This is a genomic window from Cupriavidus sp. 09_S30 (assembly GCF_056930435.1).
The window spans coordinates 210972-228389 of the sequence record NZ_JBXOWI010000002.1; the positions used below are offsets into that span (position 1 = coordinate 210972).

The window sequence follows — 17418 nt, forward strand, 5'->3', positions numbered from 1 at the left end:
TGCGCTGCGCGGCTCAGTCCAGGAAGTGGACCAGCTCATGTTTCTTGACCTTGCCCGTGGCCGTCATCGGCAGCGCGCCGACGAAGCGGATCTCGGGAACCTTGTAGGTGGCCATGTTCTGGCGGCACCACTGCGTCAATTCGGCCTCGGTCAGCGACTCGGCCGCCTGCGGGTGCACCAGGATGAAGGCGACCGGCACCTGACCGCGCTCGGCGTCTTCGCGGCCGATCACGCCCGAGCCGATCACCGCCGGATGCTGGCCGAGCATGGCCTCGATCTCGGACGGGAACACGCTCATGCCCTTGACCTTGAGCATCTCCTTGCGCCGCCCGAGGAAGTGCAGGTAGCCCTGCTCGTCGTAGACGCCGATGTCGCCGGTGTGGAACCAGCCGCCGCGGATCGATTCCGCGCTGGCCTCTGGCTTGTTCCAGTAGCCCTTGAGGAGCGACGGTGTGCTGACCACGATCTCGCCTTCCTGGCCGATCGGCAGCAGCGCGCCGGTGTCGAAATCGCAGATCTTGATGCGGGTGCCGGGCATGGGAATGCCGACGAAGACAGGCTGGCCCTTGAGGTCCATGTCGTCGTCCTGCATGCCGGTGGTGAAGGTGTCGCTGGTGTGGGTCTCGGTCATGCCCCAGGCGCCTTCGGCCATCACGGTGCCGGTCAGCGCGAGCCAGCGGCGGCGGAAGTCCGGGTTGACCTTCTTGACGAAGGACGACACCCGTGTGGCGGTGAGCGAGCGCAGGTTGTAGCGGCCGGCGTCGGCGTGGTCCATCAGCTCGGCGGCGTTGTCCACCAGCATCACGGTGCGGCGCACCCGGTAGTGCTCGATGGCCGCCATCACGCCGACCGGATCCCAGCGCGCCAGCAGCACCAGCGTGCCGCCGCTGAAGATGGGATAGACCAGGCCGATGTTCTCGCCGGCAATCCAGAACAGCGCCATGAAGTTCAGTGAGACCTCGTCGGCTGCGGCGCCATGGGAACCCGGCGCCAGCATGCCGGATAGGGTGCATCCGGTGGCGGCGGTGTAGACCATGTCGCGCTGTGTGTGCACGCAGCCCTTGGGCATGCCGGTGGTGCCGCCGGTATAGTTCAGCGCGGCCGCCGCATCGAGGTCCGGCGCGTGGTGCGGTGCAGGTGCGGTGCAGGCCGCCAGCGCCGGCATCAGGTCGATGGTGCCGGGCGGGACGATGCGCGGCGTGTCGATGCTGTCCGGCACGGGCAGCGTCGGCCGGGCCGGCAGCATGTCGCGGTAGCCGGTGACGAAGACCGTGCGCACACCGGTGCGCGGCTGCACCGACAGCGCCAGCGGGGCAAGCTGGTCGAGTACCAGTAGGGTCTGCGCGCCGGCGTCGTTGAGCTCGTAGACCAGTTCCTGCTCCTTGAAGAGCGGGTTGACCGGCACGTGCACCGCACCCAGCTTGAGGATGCCGTAGAAGGCGATATGGAACTGCGGGCAGTTGCCCAGCATCACCGCCACGCGGTCGCCGGGACGCACGCCGTGCGTGTGCAGCAGCGCGGCGAAGCGGTCGCTCTGCGCGTCCAGTTCCGCGTAGCTGAGTTCGGTGCCGTAGAAGATGATGGCGCGGTGGTCGGGGCGCTCGCGCGCCCAAGCGCGCAGATAGTCCGTCAGCGCGATCTCGCCATGGGGGTAGATCGGCGCGCGCGGCACGCCGGCGGGCCAGTTGCGCTGGTGCAGCGCTTCGAGCCGGGCGAAGAAGGCGGCTTCGTCGGCGGGCGGCGCGGGGTTTTGCTTACCGGCGGGATCGGAGGTCATGACGCGATCAGCTCCTGTTTCTGGTGAGGGTCGGAATGCGGGGTGGCCTCTGCCTCGAGCAGGTGGCAGGCTGCCAGGTGAGGCAGGGCGGCATGCTGGCCGGCGCCATCGAGCCGTATCGGGGCTGGCACCTGCTCGGCGCAGCGCGCCATGGCGTGCGGGCAGCGCGGATGGAAGCTGCAGCCCGGCGGCGGGTGCAGCGCGGAGCCGATCTCGCCGCGGATCAGGCCTTCGGCCGGCTGATGGTCCGGGTCGGGGCGCGGCGCCGAGCCCAGCAATGCCTGCGTATAGGGATGGCGCGGCGCGCCGAACACAGCGGGGCTCGGTCCGCTTTCGGCGAGCGAGCCCAGGTACATCACGCCGACCGCCGAGCTGAAGTGCTCGACCAGTGCGAGGTCGTGGGCGATCACCAGGTAGGCCAGGCCGAAGGCCTGCTGGATGTCGGTCAGCAGGTTGATGATCTGTGCGCGGATCGAGACGTCCAGCGCGGAGGTGGGCTCGTCCAGCACCATCAGCCGCGGGCGCAGCGCCAGCGCGCGCGCCACGGCGATGCGCTGGCGCTGGCCGCCGCTGAACTCGTGCGGGTAGAGGTCGAGCGCGCTGGCCGGCAGGCCGACGATGTCGAGCAACTCCACCAGCTTGCGGCGCAGCGCGTCGCGGCTGCCTGCCTCGCCATGCGCCAGCAGCGGCTCGGCCAGCAGGGTGCGTACCTTCAGGCGCGGATTGAGCGAGGAGGAGGGGTCCTGGAATACCGCCTGCACCTGGCGCCGGTAGCGCATCACGCCGGCACGGCCGAGCGCCAGCACGTCCTCGCCGTCGAAGCGGATGGCGCCGCCGCTGGGGCGTTCCAGCAACAGCAGCAGGCGCGCAATGGTGGTCTTGCCGCAGCCGGATTCGCCGACCAGGGCGAAGGTTTCGCCGGCGCCCACGGCGAAGCTCACGCCGTCCACGGCGCGCACGGTGCCGCCGCCGCGCGCCGGAAAATGCTTCTTCAGATTGTCGACTTCGAGCAGCATGCCGGCCTCCTTCATGCGGCCTGGGCCAGCCAGCAGCTGACCTTGTGGCCGGGCGCCAGTTCGATCTCCGGCGGATAGGCGTCTTCGCACAGCGGCTTGCGCTGCGGGCAGCGCGCGGCGAAACGGCAGCCCTTGGGCGGATCGATCAGGCTGGGCGGCGCGCCGGGGATGGCGGACAGGCGATCCTGGCGGCGCCCGAAGTGGGGGATGGCGCTGAACAGCGCCTGGGTGTAGGGGTGGGCCGGGTGCCGGTACAGCGTGCGCACGTCGGCCGTCTCGACAATGCGGCCGGCGTACATCACCGCCACCCGGTGGCAGATGCTGGCCGCCACGCCCAGGTCGTGCGTGATCAGGATGATGCCTACGCCCGTCTTCTGCTGGATCTCGCGGAACAGCGCCATCATCTGCACCTGGATGGTCACGTCCAGCGCGGAGGTGGGCTCGTCGGCCACCAGCAGGCGCGGCGCGCCGGCGATGGCCATGGCGGTTACCACGCGTTGGCGCATGCCGCCGCTGAATTGGTGCGGGTAGTCGTCCAGCCGCGTCTCGGGGGAGGGGATGCGCACCCGCTCCAGTACCTCGGCCACCTGGCGCCGGTTGTCCGCGCGGCCATGGCTCAGGCCGTGGTAGCGTGCCGGCGCGCCGACCTGGTCGCCCACCGTGAAGACCGGGTTGAGCGAGGTCAGCGGGTCTTGCGAGATCATGGCGATCTTGCGTCCGCGGTAGACCCGGCTCATGGTCTTCTCGGGCAGGTCGAGCAGCTGCACGCCGTCGAGCCGCACGCTGCCGCCGAGCGTGACGCCGCCCTGGCGCGGCAGCAGCCGCATGATGGATAGGATGGTCATCGACTTGCCGGAGCCTGACTCGCCCACCACGCCCAGCGTTTCGCCCGCCTGTACGTGCAGGTTGACGCCGTCGACGGCGCGCACCACGCCGCGCTTGAGACGCAGGTGGGTGGTGAGACCCTGCACCGAGAGCATCGGTTCGCCGGCGCCTGGCGCCGCCTGCGCTGCCTGGGCGCCAGCGTGCTCGCCGGCGGCGGAATGGGTATCGCTCATAACTGCCTCCGGCGCGGGTCGAAATGGTCGCGCAGCCAGTCGCCCAGCAGGTTGGACGCCAGGCAGGTGGCCATGATGGCCAGGCCCGGCATGGTGATGACCCACCAGGCATTGCTGATGTAGTTGCGCGCGTCGGCCAGCATCAGTCCCCAGGACACGTCCGGCTGCTGGATGCCCAGGCCCAGGAAGCTCAGCGAGGCCTCGAAGATGATGACCTGGCCCACCTGCAGCGTGGCCAGCACCAGCAGGGTGTTGAGCAGGTTGGGCAGCAGGTGGCGGCGGAAGATGACCAGCGTGCCGCAGCCCGCCACGCGCGCCAACGCCACGTAGTCGCGCTGCTTTAGCGACATCACCTCGCCGCGCACGATGCGCGCGTACCAGGTCCAGTAGGTCACCACGATGACCAGCACCACGGTCTCGAAGCCGGGGCCCAGCACGGCGGCCAGCACCAGGGCCAGCGCCAGCGCGGGGATCGACATCTGGATGTCGACCAGCCGCATGATCAGCGCGTCGACGTGGCCGCCGAAGTAGCCGGCCGCCATGCCGACGGCGGTGCCGATGCCGCCCGAGATCAGGATGGCATACAGCGCTACCACCAGGGAGATGCGCGTACCGGCCATGATGCGCGAGAGCACGTCGCGGCCCATATTGTCGGTGCCGAGCGGATAGGACCAGTGGCCGCCCGCCAGCCAGGCGGGCGGCTGGAAGGCGAGGCCCAGGTCGAGTCCGTTGGGATCGTGCGGCAGCAGCAGGTCGCCGCCCAGCGCGCAGGCCAGCAGCACGGCGAAGACCACGCTGGCGAACCAGGGCAGGCCGGCCAGCGTGGACCAGCGCACCCAGGCGCGCGGCAGCGCGCGGCGGGGCAGGGCCGGCGAGGTGCCCGATGAAGAAGGGGTGGCGGTATCAGCCATGGCGCATCCTCGGGTCGATCAGGCCATAGCTCAGGTCGACCAGTGTGTTGGACAGCACGAACAGCACCGAGGTGAGCATCACCCCCGCCTGCACCACGGGGAAGTCGCGCGCGAACACCGCTTCCACCACCGTGCGGCCGACGCCGGGCCAGGCGAAGATGACCTCGACCACGAAGGCACCGCCCAGCATCGCGGCGAAGTAGACGCCAAGCATGGTGACCAGCGGAATGGCGGCATTGCGCAGCGCGTACTTCCACACCAGCGCGCGCTCCGGCACGCCCATGGCGCGGCCCATGCGGATGTAGTCGCTGTCGAGCACGTCGAGCATGGCCGAGCGCACCACGCGCGTTTGTGCCGCCACCGGGTACCAGCCCAGCGCGATGGCGGGTAGTACGAGGCTGGCCGGGCCTTCGCGGCCGAAGGCGGGCAGCCAGTTCAGGCGCACTGCGAAGAACAGGATCAGCAGCAGGCCGACCCAGAAGTTGGGCATGGCCTGGCCCAGCATGGCGAAGGCCTTGCCGAAGCGGTCGATCCACCCGCCGCGGTTCAGCGCCGACAGCACGCCGAAGGGCACCGCCATCGCTACCGAGAACAGCAGCGCGGCGATGGCCAGCTCCACCGTGGCCGGCAGCCGCTCCAGGATCAGCCCCAGTGCCGGCACCTGCCAGCGGTAGGAGTTGCCGAAGTCCCCCGTCAGCGCGTGGCCGAGGAAGTAGAGGTATTGCGTCAGCAGCGGCCGGTCCAGTCCGAGATGCAGCCGGGTCTGTTCGATCACGTCGGGCGGCGCGTCGGCCGGCAGCAGCAGGGCGAGCGGATCGCCGGACAGCCGAGAGATCACGAAGATGATGACACTCGCGCCGAGGATGCTGACGAGACCGTGCAGCAGGCGTCTGGCGATGGGCATGCGAGGTTCCTCCGGGGGAGGGAAGGGAAGCACGGCCGCCCGGGCGGGGGCGCGCGGCCGTGCCGGCGGGCAGGGCCTACTTCTGCGTCAGGCTGACTTCCTGGAAGGCGCGCCAGTAGTCGCGGATCGGCCAGGGCACGTAATCGACCTTGTCGCGCCAGGCGAAGGTGACCAGCGGACGGTAGGTGGGCAGGCCGCCCAGCACACGCTCCTGCTTGACCTGCGCGATCTGCTTGAGTAGTTCGGTGCGTGCAGCAGGGTCCATGGTGCCGCGCTGCTTCTCCAGCAGGGCGTCGACCTCCTTGTCGCTGGTATAGGAGTAGGTGCCCCAGCCGGAGCCCTGCTGCCAGCTATGCAGGTGGCCCGACCAGGCGAGGCCGGGATCGCCCGGCAGGCCCTGCGACCACATCCAGCTCAGCACGCCGTCCATGTCCGGGGGGCCGCTGCGGCCGCGCTTGCCCAGGCTGATCCAGGCGCCGTACTCCAGGTTGCGCACCTGGCAGCGGATGCCGACCGAAGCCAGGTAGGCGTACATGGCCTCGCCGACTTCCTTCATGCTCGGTTCGCGCGGCGTGGTCAGGTTGTAGCAGGGCGTGTCGAAGCCGTTCGGATAGCCGGCCTGCTTGAGCAGGTCGCGCGCCAGCTTGGGATCGTAGGCGTAGGGCTTGAGCGCGGGGTCGTAGCCGACCGAGCCTTTGCCGACCTGTGCGTAGCGCTCGCCCTGGCCGAACAGCACGCGCTTGATGATGGCGTCGACGTCGATGGCATGCGCGGCCGCCTGCCGCACACGCACGTCGTTGAACGGCGACTTGGGCATCTGCGTGTTGAAGTTCAGGAAGAGGTTGTTGCCGCTGACCAGCGTGGCGGTCTTCACGCCCGGCATCTTCTTGAACTCGTCCACCATCGCCGGCGGCACGTTGTCGATCCAGTCGACCTTGCCGGTCTTGAAGGCGGCCACCCGGGTCATGTCCTCGGGGATGATCTTGATGACCAGTTCCTTCACGCGCGGCCGATGGGCCTGGTTCCAGTAACCGTCGAAGGCCTCCAGCCGCAGCTCATCCTTGACCGTGCGCGAGACGAACTTCCACGGCCCGGTGCCGATCGGCTTGCGCGCGAATTCCTCTTCGCCCACCTTCTGGATGTACTTCTTGGGCATGGCCCACAGCTGCATATTGCCGGCGACGAACTGCGCGTCAGGCTCCTTGAAGTAGATCTTGAAGTGGTAGGGATCGAGGATCTCGAAGCGCTCCACCGACGACACGTAGTGCGAGAAGAAGCTGCTCTTCGGATCGCGCTGGCGCTGCCAGGAGAACTCGAAGTCCTCGGCGGTGAGCGGGTCGCCGTTGTGGAACTTGACACCCTTGCGCAGGTGCACGTCCAGCACCGGCTTGCCATCCTTGCCGGTCTCCAGCTTCCATGATTCGGCCAGCCAGTTCTCGTCCTTGAGCGCAGCATTGCGCCGCGTCAGCATCTCGAAGATCTGGCCGACGAAGTAGTGGTCCACGCCGGCCGAGATCTTGACCGGGTCCAGCGTGGTCGATTCGGCCGCGAAGGCGACCGTGAGGGTGCCGCTGGCGGGCGCTGCGGAAGCTGCGGGGGATGTGGCGGTGGATGGTGCGGCGGGTTTGCTCTGGGACGCGGCCGGACCGGCGGCGCAGGCGAGCGCCCCCAGCATGAGGCCGCCGAACAAGGCTTGCAGCGAGTGCTGTCGCATCGTGCTCCTCCAAGGGTGCCGGCGCGCGGCCGGCTGGGTTGTCTCCGCCCCCGTTTGTGATGCACTGCTGTATTGCGTTGTCCGGTCGCCGCCGGGTCGAGCCGCGCGCGCATGTGGGAACCGTTAGGGACCGTTGCGCTGCTGGCCCGCCCGCGCGGTCGCCGCGGGTGGCGAGAAAAATTATGGGAGCGCTTAAGTACGAAGTCAACGGTCGATTGTTAACAATCGACGATTTACCCGGGAATGAGCAGACAGATAGAATGAGACATCTATGTAGACATGTCTCGTCATGAGCGGACTCTTCGACATCCTGCAAGCGCGTTCGGTGCCAGAAGCGGCGGACGAGCCTGCCGCGGAACCGGCCGGTGCCGCGCGGCGGCGCCTGACCGCCGCCACCATTCCGGAGCAGGTGGCCAAGCACCTGGGCCAGGCCATCCTCGCCGGGCAGTACGCGCCGGGCGAGCAGATCAAGGAGCAGGCCATCGCCGAGCTGTTCGGCATCAGCCGCGGCCCGGTGCGCGATGCGCTGCGCGTGCTGCAGGCACAGGGCCTGGTCGAGATCTCGCCGCGGCGCGGGGCCTTCGTCGTCGAGCTGCAGCTCAACGACGTGATCGACATCTTCAATATCCGCAGCGCGCTGTTGTCGCTGGCCGTGCGCTACCTGGCGATCAACCCGGACAAGGCGGCGCTGGCACCGCTGCGTGAGCGGCTGGCCGAGCTGCGCAAGCTGGGGCGCCAGGCCGAGCCGGCGCTGATCGATTTCGTGCGCGCCATCGGCCGCATGGGCGTGGGCCTGATGAACGCCTGCGGCAACCGCCAGCTGATCCAGGCTTACCGCACGCTGCCGCACGACGGCATCTGGCAGATGCTATGGGTCACCAACCAGCCGATGGACTACATCACGCGCGCGCGGCGGCTGGAAAGCGTGCGCGACTACACCCAGGTGCTGGCGGCCATCGAGGCCGACGATGCCGAACGGGCCGAGCACGCCATGCGCAAGATCATGCAGGACTCGCGCAACGAGGTGATGCGCCAGATGAGCCAGTCCCACGGCGAGGCGATCGAGCCCTTCCGCCTGCAGACAATCTGACGGCGCGCGCCGGCCTCAGGCGTGCGCCGCCAGGCCGGCCAGCTGCCGGTGCCGGTATGCGCCGGGTGCCACGCCGGTCCACTTCTTGAAGGCGCGGTGGAAGGTGCTGGGTTCAGAGTAGCCCAGGCGCAGCGCCACCTGGTGCAGCGGCAGGTCGGAGCGCTCCAGCAGGCCGATGGCCGCGTCGCGCCGCAGGTCGTCCTTGATGCTCTGGTAGCCGCGGCCTTCCTCGCGCAGGCGGCGCCGCAGCGTCTGCGGGGTCAGTCGCAGCGTGGCCGCCACGTCTTCCAGCGAAGGCAGTTCTCCGTCGAGCTGGCAGCGCAGCTGCCGGCGGATGCGCTCGGCCAGGCTGCAGTCGTCGCGATAGCGCACCAGCAGGTCACGCGGCGCGTCGCGCAGGAAGGCGCGCAGGCTGAGGCTGTCCTGCGCCAGCGGCAGGCGCAGCCAGGCGGCGTCGAAGTGCAGGGCGGTGAGGGGTTGGCCGTAGCGTACCTGCGCGCCGAAGGTGCGCTCGGTGTCGGTGCGGCGCGAGGGCGGCGCTGCGCTCAGGTCCACGCCCGCCAGCGGCAGGCCGCGCGCCAGCAGCCAGCTGACCAGGCCGTAGCCGTGGAAGACGAAGGTGGACTCGGCGAAGCGCCGGCAGGGCGTGTCCGGCGCGCGTGGCAGCAGCACCAGGCTGGCGTGGCCGTCCTGCGGCCGCAGGCGTGGCACGAAATCGTCGATCAGCAGCCGGTAGTGGCGGATGCCGGCCTGCAGCGCTTCTTCCAGCGTGGCGCAGCGGATCATGGCCGCGCAGGCCTGGGCGAAGGCACCCGGCGGCACCGGCCGCGACAGCAGCCCCCAGAACTCGTCGCGCAAGACGCGTCGCAGCGTGCGGATAAGCGCCGCGTACTGGCCTTGGCTGACACGTGCGCTGGGGGACTGGCGCAGCACGGGTGAAATGCCGGCGCGGCGCAGCAAGGCGTCGATGTCGTGGCCGAGCCGGCCCGCGCCGAGCAAAATCTGCTCGACATGCTGCACTGCAATGGTGTGGCGCGCCGGGGCGCACGGCTCACCGGCCCGCGGCGCCGGGCGGCCGGCCACATGGCCCGGGATGTTCCGGTGCACGGGCGGGAGGACAGGGGCGTGCGTCGCCACGAGTAGGCTGTGCATGGGTCTCCTCATCTGGTCGCGCTGGCGGTACCGCACCGCTTCCTGCGGGTTGTGCCTGCGCCCTTTTCCTCGAATCTGCCGCAGTGCGGGAGCCCGTGCAATCCGGATTTGCCGAAGGGTGGCTTTGCCCCTGAGCAATTCGGCCAATCATTTTGGGCCGATTGGTCATTGTCCACGCAGCGCAGCATCGCGCAATCTCTGCCTGTTCACGACCGTAGGCCGCTGACTGGCGCCAGGAGGAGGCAAGATGCAGGCAAATCGTCGCAAGGCGTTGTATCGGCTCGGAGCCGCTCCTCTGCTGCTTGCCGCAGGGCTGATGCCCGCTGCCGCACAGACCGCGGCCGCCTCGGCACCTGGGGCCCAGTTCCCGCGCCGTCCGGTGCGCATCGTCGTGCCCTATCCGGCCGGCGGCGCCACCGACGTGCTGGCGCGCGCCATCGCCGAGCCGCTGGGCCGGCAGTGGCAGCGTCCGGTGGTGGTGGAGAACAGGCCGGGCGCCAGCGGCATGATCGGTGCCGACGCCGTGGTCAAGGCGCCGCCCGACGGCCACACGCTGCTGCTGACCCTGACCGGCGTGGTCCAAGTGCCCAGCCAGTTCGCCAAGCCGCCCTTCGATCCGCTCAAGGATCTGGCGCCGGTATCGGAGCTGGCCACCTCGCACCTGGTCGTGGCCGCCAATGGGGCCATGCCCGGCACCCTGGCCGACTTCGTCGCGCAGGCCAAGCGCCGTCCTCACCACTACTCATACGGCACCTACGGCACCGGCTCGGGCGCCCATCTCTATATGGAAGTGTTCACTGCCGCGGCCGGCATCGACATGATCCATGTGCCTTACAAGGGCGAGGCGCCGCTCTTCAATGACCTGCTCGGCAAGCAGGTCTCACTGGGCACGGTCTCGCCGATGGCGCTGCGCCAGCACGCGACCACCGGCAAGGTGCGGCCCCTGGCCGTGACCGGCAACAGCCGCGCACCGCTGCTGCCCGACGTGCCCACCTTTGCCGAGCTCGGCTATGCGGGGCTCGACGGTCCGGGCTGGTTCGGCCTGTTCGCGCCGGCGGCGACGCCCGCGCCCATCGTCGAGAAGGTCTCGGCCGACGTCAACGCCATCCTGGCCGGCAACGACGTTCGTGGCCGCATGGCCGAACTAGGTGTGATCGTAAAGGGAACGCGTCCCGCCGAATTCGCCGCGGTGACCAGCGCGGACCACCGCTACTGGGCGGGCCTGATCCGCAAGCTCGACCTGCGACTCGATTGACAATATAGGAGCGGCAATGATGCAGACTCAGGCCAAGGGCCAACAGCGCTTGCAGATGTTCCGGCAGATTTGCGCCTTCCTGGCGCCGGCCGTGCTGGCCACCGCCATGCTCGTCACTGCGGGCCCGGCAACGGCTCAGCAGTTTCCCACCAAGCCGGTACGCCTGATCGTGCCTTACCCCGCCGGCGGCGCCACCGACGTGCTGGCGCGCGCCATCGCCGAGCCGCTGGGCAAGCAATGGCAGCGCCCGGTGGTGGTGGAGAACAAGCCCGGCGCCAGCGGCATGATCGGCGCCGACGCCGTGGCCAAGGCCGCACCGGATGGCCATACCGCGCTGCTGACCATCACCACGCTGGTCCAGGCGCCCAGTCTCTACGCCAAGGCGCCGGTCGATCCGGTCAAGGACTTCGTGCCGGTCTCGGAGCTGGGGACTACCAGCCTGGTGCTGGCGGTGCACCAGTCGGTGCCGGCCACCAGCCTGGCCGAGTTCATCGCCCTGGTGCGCGCGGCCCCCGGCAAGTACTCGTACGGGTCGTTCGGCACCGGCTCGAGCGGCCACCTGTACGGCGAGATCTTCAAGGAGGCGGCCCGTCTCGACATGACCCACGTCTCGTACAAGGGCGAGTCTGCCGAACTGAACGACCTGCTCGGCGGCCAGGTACCCGCCGCCATCATTTCGGTGATGGGCGCCAAGCCGCACGTCGCCACAGGCCGGCTGCGCGCGCTCGCGGTGACCGGGCCGGCGCGCTCGCCGCAACTGCCGGGCGTGCCGACCTTCGCCGAGGCGGGCGTCGCGGGCCTGGAGTCGATGGGCTGGTTCGGCCTGCTGCTGCCGGCCGCCACGCCGCGCCAGATCGTCGACAAGTACGCCACCGACGTGAACCGCATTCTCGCCACGCCCGCGCTGCGCGGCCGCATGGGCGAGATGGGCGTGATGCTGAGCGGCAGCACGCCCGACGCATTCGCGCAGACCGTGCAGACCGACTACGCCCGCTGGGGCAAGGTCATCCGCACGCGCAACATCCGCTTCGATTGAGCGGCCGGCCTTGCAACCGCGCCGCGGCCACCCCGGAATCCCCTGCTTGCAGACACTGGCACGATAACTGGCACGACATGATGCAGTCCCTGAATTCCAACGCAGCACAACCGCTTCGCCGTTCTCCCTTCTGGCCCTCCGGCCTGCCTGCGCAGGCGCAGGTGCCCCGCACCAGCCTGGTTTACAACGTCGAAGTCGCCGCGCACCGCTATCCTGACAAGACCGCCATCCAGTACTTCGGCCGCGCGATCTCCTATGCCTCGCTGCTCGAGCAGATCGAGCGCATGGCCGGCTACCTGCAGCGTGCCTGCGGGGTGGGACCGGGCGACCGCGTGCTGCTCTACAGTCAGAACTGCCCGCAATTCATCATTGCCTACTACGCCATCCTGCGCGCCGAGGCCGTGGTGGTGCCGGCCAACCCGATGTGGCTGACCGGCGAACTGGAGCACGTCGTCGGCGACAGTGGCGCGCGCGTGGCCTTTGCCGCCGCCGAGCTCTATGAACGGCTGGCGCCGCTGCACGGCGGCGCGCTGCAGCATGTCGTCGTCCATGACTACGCCGACATGCTGGCGGACGAGGGTGAGGGCGAGGGGGATGGCGCCCCTGCCGTGCCGGCCTGGCTGCGCGAGCGCACGGCGCTGCCGGCACGGGCGCCGGCAGCCGGAACACTGGCGCGCTGGCAGGATGCCAACGCCGCTGCGATGGCGCCGCTGCCACACGCCGCCGGCTTCGACACGCTGTGCATGCTGGCCTATACGTCCGGCACCACCGGAAATCCCAAAGGCTGCATGCACACCCACGGCACGCTGATGAGCGCCGCGGTCGGCTCGCAGGTCTGGCGCAGCAACACGCCCGAGGCGGTCTTCCTCTCGGTGGCGCCGATGTTCCACCTGCTGGGCATGCAGAACGGCATCCATTCGCCGCTCTACCTGGGCGCCACCATCGTGCTGCTGCCGCGCTGGGACCGCGTGCTGGCCGCAGACCTGATCGAGCGCTACCGGGTGTCGAACTGGGGCGCGCCGCCGGCCATGCTGGTGGACTTCTTTTCCCAGCCGGGCATCTTCGAGCGCGACCTGTCCGGCCTGGCCTTCCTCGGCGGCGGTGGCGCGGCCATGCCCGACGCGGTGGCCACCATGCTGCAGGAGCGCTTCGGCCTGGGCTACATCGAAGCCTACGGCCTGACCGAGACGGCGGCCTTCCTGCTGTCGAACCCACGCGAGCGGCCCAAGCGCGAATGCCTGGGCATCGCCACCTTCGGCGTCGATGCGCGCGTGATCGACCCGCAGACCGGCGCCGAACTGCCGCAGGGCGAACTGGGCGAAATCGTCGCCAGCGGCGCCCAGGTGATGCGCGGCTACTGGCAAAACCCGCAAGCCGACGCCGAGAGCTTCATCGAGATCGACGGCAAGCGCTTCCTGCGCACCGGTGACCTGGGCTTCGTCGACGAGGACGGCTACTTCTTCATGCGCGACAGGCTCAAGCGCATGATCAATGCGTCCGGCTTCAAGGTCTGGCCGGCGGAGGTGGAGAACCTGCTCTACGGGCATCCGGCCATCCATGAGGCCTGCGTGATCGCGGCGCGGGACGAGCGGCGCGGCGAGACCGTGAAGGCGGTGATCGCGCTGAAGCCGGGCATGCGGGGGCGTGAGGAGGCGAGCGCCGAGCAGATCATGCAGTGGTGCCGCGAGCGCCTGGCGGCCTACAAGGTGCCCCGCGTGGTCGAGTTCGTCGACGCGCTGCCGAAGTCGGCCACAGGAAAGATCCAGTGGCGCGCGCTGCAGGATGCCGAGACCGCCGCGCCGCGGCAGGACGCCGCCGCCTGAAGGGCGCAGTGGAAGGCAGGAAAGGAAGCAGCGGGAAACAGTGGGAAATAAAGGAAGCAGAGGAGACAGCAATGCAGAGCAGTAGAAGACACTGGCTGGCGCAGGCCGCCGCCCTGGGCGGGGCCGCGGCGCTGGGGAACTGGAGCGCGCGGGCGCAGGGTAGCTATCCGTCGCGCCCGCTGCGTCTGGTGGTGCCCTATCCGGCCGGCGGCGGCACCGACACGGTCGCCCGCCTGATCGGGCAGCGCCTGTCCCAGAACTGGGGCCAGCCGGTGGTGGTGGACAACAAGCCGGGCGCCAGCGGCATGCTGGGCAACGACATCGTGGCCAAGGCGGCGCCGGACGGCTACACGGTACTGTTGGGAATCACCGCGATGATCCAATCGCCCAGCTTGTACAAGAAGATTCCCTACAACGTGGAGCGTGACTTCGCGCCGGTCTCGCTGCTGGCGCGCTCGTCCGACCTGTTCGTGGTGCCCAACCGGGTGCCCGCCCACACCCTGGCCGAGTTCGTCGCGCTGGCCAAGGCCAGCCCGGGCAAGCTCAGCTACGGCTCCTACGGCAACGGCACCTCGTCCCACCTGCATGGCGAGCAGCTCAAGATGCGGGCCGGCATCGACCTGGTCCACATTCCCTACAAGGGCGCCGCCCCGCTGGTGAGCGACCTGCTGGGCGGGCAGGTGGATTCGGCCTTCGTCGATGTGACCTCGGCCAACGCCTACCTGAACTCGGGCAAGTTCCGCATTCTTGGCATCACCGGCACGCAGCGGCACAAGGCGCTGCCGTCGGTGCCGACCTTCGCCGAGGCCGGCTTCACCGGCTTCGAGCCCAATGGCTGGTTTGCCTTCTTCCTGCCGGCCGGCACGCCGCGCGACGTGAGCGCCCGGCTATCGGCCGAAATCGTCCGCATCGCCAGGCTGCCCGAGGTGTCGCAGCGCCTGGCGGACATGGGGCTGCAGCCGGTGGGATCGTCGCCCGAGGAACTGGCATCAGTGGTAAGCACCGATACACCAAAATGGGCCCGCATCGTGCGCGACGCCCACATTCAACTCGACTGAGGCGCCGGCCGCCCCGCCCGGCAGGCAGATGACCGGCCGCGGCGGGGCGCAAGGCCGCCACCTTGAGCAGGAGCACAGATTGGAAACCATACGCTACGCCGTCGAGGACGGCATCGCCACGCTGACGCTGGACTATCCGGCGCGCAAGAACGCCTTGAATGGCACGATGCGCCGCGAGATCGGCGACGTCATCCACCAGCTGCGCCAGGACAGCACGGTACGCGCGCTGATCCTGACCGGCGCCGGCACCGACTTCTGCTCGGGCGGCGACATCAGCACCATGAAGGGGCAGATCAGCGCAGAACAGGGCCGCCAGCGCCTGGGCGCCATCCACCCCTGGCTGGAGGACCTGATCCAGCTCGATCGCCCGGTCATCGCCGCGGTCGACGGCGCGGCCTTCGGCGCCGGCTTCAGCCTGGCGCTGACGGCCGACATCGTGCTGGCGACGCCGCGCACCCGCTTCGGCCTGCCCTTCCTGCGGCTCGGCCTGATTCCCGACTGTGGCGTGCTCTACACCTTGCCGCGCATGATCGGCCTGCAGCGCGCCAAGGCGCTGATGTTCTCCATGCGCGAGCTGAGCGCCGAGGCGGCGCGCGACCAGGGCATCGTGATGGAGATCGTCCCGCCGGAGGACCTGCAGGCGCGCGCGCGTGCCATCGCCGCGGCCTTCACCGAGGCGTCCCCGGTCGCGCTGGCGCTGACCAAGCGCGCGCTGAACGCCTCGCTCAACCAGGACCTGCACAGCATGCTGGAGATGGAGGCTGACGGCCAGGGCATCGCCTTCGCTACCGAATACCGCGAGCAGGCCGCGACGCGCTTCCTGGAGAAGCAGCCGCCGCGCTTCCGCTGGCCCGATTGAGCGGCTCGGCCGACCTGAGCGGGATCCGAGCGTGGGGCTGCCGATGAAAGCCGGATGCGTGGTGGGCGTGGGGATGGTCCCCTTCACCGATGCGGGAATGAGCGAGTCCTGCCCACGGATGGGCGCACGGGCCGCCCGCGCCGCGTGGGAAGAGGCCGGCCTCGGCAATGTTGCGCCGCACCACCACCTCGGGCTCGGCGGCGCCTGCGCCGTGACCCGCTGCCGGGCGGCAGGCCGATGAGCGTCCGGCCGCCCCTGGATTCCCAACCGGGCCGGATGCTTCCGGCCGGACAACACTGATCCACAAGCAACGCACCGAAAAACCAGGAGAGAGACGATGGGAGCTTCCGACAAGCATGCTGAGATGGCGCCGCGGCCCACGCCGTGGATGAGCGAGGACCTGAGCCTGTTCCAGGAGACCGTGCGCCGCTTCATCGAGCGCGAACTGGCGCCGAACGAGGCGCGCTGGGCCGAGCGCGGCTATATTGACCGCGAGGTCTGGAACCGGGCCGGCGAGGTCGGCCTGCTGTGCGCCAGCATCCCGGAAGAATATGGCGGCGGCGGCGGGAACTTCGCCCACGAAGCGGTGATTACCATGGAGATGGCGCGCGCGATCGTCTCCAGCCTGGGCAACGGGGTGCACAGCGGCATCGTGGCACATTACCTGCTGAACTACGGCACGGAGGAGCAGAAGCGCAAGTGGCTGCCCAAGATGGCCACGGGCGAGCTGGTCGCCGCCATCGCCATGTCGGAGCCCGGAGCGGGCTCCGACCTGAAGTCGGTGCGCACCCGCGCGGTGCGTGAAATGACCCAGGACGGAGAGTGCTATCGCATCAATGGCGCCAAGACGTTCATCACCAACGGCTACCACGCGGACCTGATCTGCGTCGTCGCCAAGACCGACCCGGAGGCCGGCGCCCGCGGCGTTTCACTGATCATGGTCGAGACGCGCGACCTGCCGGGCTTCCGCCGCGGCCGGATCCTGGAGAAGATCGGCCAGAAGGGCCAGGACACCGCCGAACTCTTCTTCGACGACGTGCGCGTGCCGGTGGCCAACCTGCTCGGCGAGCGGGAGGGGCAGGGCTTTTACCAGCTGATGCAGCAGCTGCCGCAGGAGCGCATGATCATCGCGCTCGGTGCGGTGGCGAGCATGCACCGCGCCATCGAGCTGACCACCGACTACGTGCGCGAGCGCCGCGTGTTCGGCCAGCCGCTGCTGGACCTGCAGAACACCCGCTTCAAGCTGGCCGAGTGCAAGACCACGGCCACCATCGCTGCCACCTTTGTCGACGACTGCATGGTGCGGCTGCTGGATGGCAAGCTGGATGCCGCCACCGCGGCGATGGCCAAGTGGTGGTGCTCGCAGCGCAACTGCGAAATCATCGACGAATGCCTGCAGCTGCATGGCGGCTACGGCTATATGCTCGAATACCCGATCGCCCGCATGTATGCCAACGCCCGCGTGAGCAAGATCTATGGCGGCTCCAACGAGATCATGAAGGAGCTGGTGGCGCGCACCTTGTAACAGCGCATCACGGTGTGTGCTCGTGCAAACGCACTAGGAACGCACTAGGGCGTCAGCAGTAGACCGCCCGCCATCGCCCGTGCTGCCGGCCTTTGCGCCGGCAGCGTCGTTTCGGAGCGTGCTTCTCGTTACAAAGCCACCTATGCACGTGTTGCGGATAAGGTGTAATGTGTGACCAGAAAGCTGTCACATAGCCCGATACGGGCGGCTGGGGAGCATGGCATAGCTGGCAGGATCTTC

General features: G+C 69.1%; 14 protein-coding genes. 7 read left to right on the top strand and 7 right to left on the bottom strand.

The window, feature by feature from the left end:
• Positions 1-13: 13 nt before the first annotated feature.
• From AC1Z3O_RS21160 to AC1Z3O_RS21185, 6 genes are all read right to left on the bottom strand, one after another.
• Positions 14-1777 carry an AMP-binding protein gene (locus AC1Z3O_RS21160; protein ID WP_483517852.1) on the bottom strand — a complete coding sequence of 588 codons (1764 nt, stop codon included), beginning with the start codon at positions 1775-1777 and terminating at the stop codon, positions 14-16.
• Positions 1774-2793, bottom strand: a complete 1020-nt coding sequence (locus tag AC1Z3O_RS21165; protein ID WP_483517854.1) for an ABC transporter ATP-binding protein — start codon at positions 2791-2793, stop codon at positions 1774-1776. The genes AC1Z3O_RS21160 and AC1Z3O_RS21165 overlap by 4 nt, the downstream gene beginning before the upstream one ends.
• An 11-nt stretch (positions 2794-2804) precedes the next feature.
• Entirely contained in the window at positions 2805-3773 is a 969-nt protein-coding gene (locus AC1Z3O_RS21170; protein WP_483521885.1) for an ABC transporter ATP-binding protein, read from the bottom strand.
• A gap of 74 nt (positions 3774-3847) precedes the next feature.
• Positions 3848-4762, bottom strand: a complete 915-nt coding sequence (locus AC1Z3O_RS21175; protein WP_483517855.1) for an ABC transporter permease — start codon at positions 4760-4762, stop codon at positions 3848-3850.
• Positions 4755-5666 carry an ABC transporter permease gene (locus tag AC1Z3O_RS21180; protein WP_483517856.1) on the bottom strand — a complete coding sequence of 304 codons (912 nt, stop codon included), beginning with the start codon at positions 5664-5666 and terminating at the stop codon, positions 4755-4757. The genes AC1Z3O_RS21175 and AC1Z3O_RS21180 overlap by 8 nt, the downstream gene beginning before the upstream one ends.
• Positions 5667-5742: 76 nt before the next feature.
• Complete coding sequence (locus tag AC1Z3O_RS21185; protein ID WP_483517857.1) at positions 5743-7380, bottom strand: ABC transporter substrate-binding protein; 1638 nt, start codon at positions 7378-7380, stop codon at positions 5743-5745.
• 289 nt (positions 7381-7669) lie between these two features.
• Between AC1Z3O_RS21185 and AC1Z3O_RS21190 the strand changes: the two genes are divergently transcribed.
• Positions 7670-8470: a GntR family transcriptional regulator gene (locus AC1Z3O_RS21190; RefSeq protein ID WP_483517858.1), complete on the top strand. Its 801-nt coding sequence runs from the start codon at positions 7670-7672 to the stop codon at positions 8468-8470.
• A gap of 15 nt (positions 8471-8485) precedes the next feature.
• Here AC1Z3O_RS21190 and AC1Z3O_RS21195 read toward each other — a convergent pair whose 3' ends face one another.
• The gene (locus AC1Z3O_RS21195) at positions 8486-9622 is read right to left on the bottom strand and encodes an AraC family transcriptional regulator (RefSeq protein ID WP_483517859.1); all 1137 of its coding nucleotides are present in this window, start codon (positions 9620-9622) and stop codon (positions 8486-8488) included.
• Positions 9623-9869: 247 nt separating this feature from the next.
• Here AC1Z3O_RS21195 and AC1Z3O_RS21200 point away from each other — a divergent pair, with 247 nt between their 5' ends.
• From AC1Z3O_RS21200 to AC1Z3O_RS21225, 6 genes are all read left to right on the top strand, one after another.
• A complete protein-coding gene (locus tag AC1Z3O_RS21200) occupies positions 9870-10877 on the top strand; it encodes a tripartite tricarboxylate transporter substrate binding protein (RefSeq protein ID WP_483517860.1) in 1008 nt (335 codons plus the stop codon).
• Between the two features lie 106 nt (positions 10878-10983).
• Positions 10984-11913 carry a Bug family tripartite tricarboxylate transporter substrate binding protein gene (locus tag AC1Z3O_RS21205; protein ID WP_483521887.1) on the top strand — a complete coding sequence of 310 codons (930 nt, stop codon included), beginning with the start codon at positions 10984-10986 and terminating at the stop codon, positions 11911-11913.
• An 80-nt stretch (positions 11914-11993) separates the two neighbouring features.
• Positions 11994-13736: a long-chain fatty acid--CoA ligase gene (locus tag AC1Z3O_RS21210; RefSeq protein WP_483521889.1), complete on the top strand. Its 1743-nt coding sequence runs from the start codon at positions 11994-11996 to the stop codon at positions 13734-13736.
• A 71-nt stretch (positions 13737-13807) separates the two neighbouring features.
• On the top strand, positions 13808-14794 hold the full coding sequence (locus AC1Z3O_RS21215) for a Bug family tripartite tricarboxylate transporter substrate binding protein (protein WP_483517861.1): 987 nt from the start codon (positions 13808-13810) through the stop codon (positions 14792-14794).
• Between the two features lie 79 nt (positions 14795-14873).
• Positions 14874-15653, top strand: coding sequence for an enoyl-CoA hydratase/isomerase family protein (locus tag AC1Z3O_RS21220; RefSeq protein ID WP_483517862.1), 780 nt, complete (start codon positions 14874-14876; stop codon positions 15651-15653).
• Between the two features lie 337 nt (positions 15654-15990).
• Complete coding sequence (locus AC1Z3O_RS21225) at positions 15991-17178, top strand: acyl-CoA dehydrogenase family protein (protein ID WP_483517863.1); 1188 nt, start codon at positions 15991-15993, stop codon at positions 17176-17178.
• The last annotated feature ends 240 nt before the right edge of the window (positions 17179-17418 follow it).

Bases quoted from the DNA above. Each gene is read 5' to 3' on its own strand.
- AC1Z3O_RS21160 (WP_483517852.1), bottom strand. From the start codon at position 1,777: ATGACCTCCGATCCCGCCGGTAAGCAAAACCCCGCGCCGCCCGCCGAC.
- AC1Z3O_RS21165 (WP_483517854.1), bottom strand. From the start codon at position 2,793: ATGCTGCTCGAAGTCGACAATCTGAAGAAGCATTTTCCGGCGCGCGGC.
- AC1Z3O_RS21170 (WP_483521885.1), bottom strand. From the start codon at position 3,773: ATGCTCTCGGTGCAGGGTCTCACCACCCACCTGCGTCTCAAGCGCGGC.
- AC1Z3O_RS21175 (WP_483517855.1), bottom strand. From the start codon at position 4,762: ATGGCTGATACCGCCACCCCTTCTTCATCGGGCACCTCGCCGGCCCTG.
- AC1Z3O_RS21180 (WP_483517856.1), bottom strand. From the start codon at position 5,666: ATGCCCATCGCCAGACGCCTGCTGCACGGTCTCGTCAGCATCCTCGGC.
- AC1Z3O_RS21185 (WP_483517857.1), bottom strand. From the start codon at position 7,380: ATGCGACAGCACTCGCTGCAAGCCTTGTTCGGCGGCCTCATGCTGGGG.
- AC1Z3O_RS21190 (WP_483517858.1), top strand. From the start codon at position 7,670: ATGAGCGGACTCTTCGACATCCTGCAAGCGCGTTCGGTGCCAGAAGCG.
- AC1Z3O_RS21195 (WP_483517859.1), bottom strand. From the start codon at position 9,622: ATGCACAGCCTACTCGTGGCGACGCACGCCCCTGTCCTCCCGCCCGTG.
- AC1Z3O_RS21200 (WP_483517860.1), top strand. From the start codon at position 9,870: ATGCAGGCAAATCGTCGCAAGGCGTTGTATCGGCTCGGAGCCGCTCCT.
- AC1Z3O_RS21205 (WP_483521887.1), top strand. From the start codon at position 10,984: ATGCTCGTCACTGCGGGCCCGGCAACGGCTCAGCAGTTTCCCACCAAG.
- AC1Z3O_RS21210 (WP_483521889.1), top strand. From the start codon at position 11,994: ATGCAGTCCCTGAATTCCAACGCAGCACAACCGCTTCGCCGTTCTCCC.
- AC1Z3O_RS21215 (WP_483517861.1), top strand. From the start codon at position 13,808: ATGCAGAGCAGTAGAAGACACTGGCTGGCGCAGGCCGCCGCCCTGGGC.
- AC1Z3O_RS21225 (WP_483517863.1), top strand. From the start codon at position 15,991: ATGGGAGCTTCCGACAAGCATGCTGAGATGGCGCCGCGGCCCACGCCG.